This window comes from Nocardia sp. 852002-20019_SCH5090214, from assembly GCF_001665865.1.
In the GTDB taxonomy this organism is placed as follows: Bacteria; Actinomycetota; Actinomycetes; order Mycobacteriales; family Mycobacteriaceae; genus Nocardia; species Nocardia nova.
On the sequence record NZ_LZMK01000249.1, the window covers coordinates 1 to 2,242 of the forward strand.

A 2,242-nucleotide genomic window follows, 5' to 3' on the forward strand; every position below is an offset into this window, starting at 1 on the left:
CCAGCCCCTGGCCGCGGAAATGGAGGCCCTGCAATGTGCCTGCTGACCTACTACCCCGCCGGCGCCGCGATCGACACGCGCGCGCTGCGGTTCGGGGCCGAGGCGAACCCCGACGGACACGGCTTCGCGATCGTCACCGGCGGCCGCATCATCACGGGGCACGGCATGAAGGCCCACACCGTCATCGCCACCTTCGCCCGCACCCGCGCCGAACACCCCGACGGGCCTGCGTTGTTCCACTCCCGCTACGCCACCCGCGGCGCGATCGACCTGTCCAACTGCCATCCCTTCCGGCTCGGCGGCGATGCGCGCACAGTGCTGGCGCACAACGGGACTCTGCCCAAGCGGGTGCATCCGCGTGCCTATGACCGGCGTTCGGATACCCGGATCGCGGCCGAGGACTACCTGCCGGGCCAGCCGTTCGGGCCGATCGACACAGTCGCGGGGGCGCGCGGACTGGCCGGCTGGTTGGGGACGAGCAAGCTGGTGATCTTGACCGTCGACCCGGCCTATGCCCACACCGCCTACCTGTTCGGTGAGCGCGCGGGGCAGTGGGTGGGCGGGATCTGGTATTCCAACCGCTCCTACCTTCCGCCCGATCAACGATGGCTGGTCCGCCGCCGGACGGTGTGCGGGTACTGCCTGGACCGCGATCTCGAACGCACCAGCCGCTACTGCCGCGCCTGCGGCTGGTGCTTCCACTGCCATTCCGCCCTCTCCCACTGCACCTGCCTGTCGACCCCGCCCCGGCCGGCTCCCACCGCGGCCCCCGCACCCGGCTTGACCTGACCCGACCGCCAGGCCCGCTCGACCCGGGCTGCCCGGCACCGCTTTCCTCTTGCGCCCCGCTTCGCGCCGCTACCCCGGCGCGCAGCGGGGCGCCGTCGTCTGTCCCCCGACTTTTTGGAAGGACGTGAATCCTATATGCCCACATCCACTCTCACCGGTCGGCGGTGTGAGGACTGTTCACACCCGATCGAGCACAACACGACCGTCACCACCGTCGAAGGTGATCATCTGTGCCGCGCGTGCGCCGACCTGCTCGACCCCTGCGACGACTGCGCCACCCCCACACGAGAGCGCCGCTCCACCGTGCGCGGCACCGACGTGTGCACGGAATGCTCGATCGGCTGGCGCCGGTGCCGCGATTGCGACCGCTTCGACAGCGACCTGGTCCGTGTCATCGGCCATGGCGAAGTCTGTGACGACTGCTCCGACAGCTACCTGGTGTGCGACGACTGCGGCTCACGCGCCGACGGGCTCAACGAAACCGAATCCGGGGCCGATGTGTGCGGGCGCTGCGAGGACGCCGACTACCACCGCTGCGCCGGCTGCGACATCCTCATCCGCTGCTGGGAAGACTACTGCGACACCTGCGCCAACCAACAGCCCGACCACCGCGGCGTCCACTCCTACAGCTACAAACCCGAACCCGAATTCCACGGCACCGGACCGCTCTACCTCGGGCTGGAACTCGAAATCAAAACCCCCCGAGACGTTTTCGACGACGCGGCCGAGCTCGCCATCGACCGGCTCAGCGACCTCGGATACCTCAAAGAGGATGGAAGCATCCAGCCGTGCGGATACGAGATCGTCACCCACCCGATGTCGTATAAGTATGCGCGCCAACATTTTCCGTGGTCGCTGCTGCATCGGTTGCGGATGCTGGGCGCCTACACCGATACCAGCATCGGCATCCACGTGCACGTCTCCCGCGCCGGATTCTCCTCTCCCGCGCACACCTACCGGTGGTTGAAGTTCGTCTACCGCAACGAATCCCACATCAAAGTGCTGGCGCGCCGCGACTCCGAGCAGTGGGCCGTATTCGACCCCGGTGCCCGCGCCAACGCCGCCGCCCACGCCAAGGGTGAAACCGGAGGCGCGCTCCGATACCGGGCAATCAATGTGTGCCCCGAGGACACCTTCGAGCTGCGGGTGTTCGCCAGCTCTCTGCACACGCGCGAGGTGCAAGCGGCGCTCGCCTTCGCCGACGCCTCCGTCGAATACACCCGCACCCTCTCAGCCGCCGATATCGCCCGCCGCCGCGGCTGGGAATGGACCGCGTTCACCGCGTGGCTGGCCGCCCGCCCCGAATACCGCTGCCTGACCGACGAATTGGAGGCCCTCGCGTGTGCATCCTGACTTACTACAAACCCGGCCAAGCTCCCGACCTCGACGCCCTGCACGGCGGCGCGCTGGCCAACCCACACGGCCACGGCTACGCCGTCCACACCGGCGACAC

Annotated in this window: 2 protein-coding genes; both read left to right on the forward strand. The window is 68.5% G+C overall.

The window, feature by feature from the left end; genetic code table 11:
• The first annotated feature begins 33 nt into the window (after positions 1-33).
• Positions 34-789, forward strand: coding sequence for a class II glutamine amidotransferase (locus tag A5780_RS19530; protein ID WP_064909203.1), 756 nt, complete (start codon positions 34-36; stop codon positions 787-789).
• Positions 790-924: 135 nt separating this feature from the next.
• Positions 925-2,142, forward strand: coding sequence for a hypothetical protein (locus A5780_RS19535; RefSeq protein WP_064909204.1), 1,218 nt, complete (start codon positions 925-927; stop codon positions 2,140-2,142).
• The last annotated feature ends 100 nt before the right edge of the window (positions 2,143-2,242 follow it).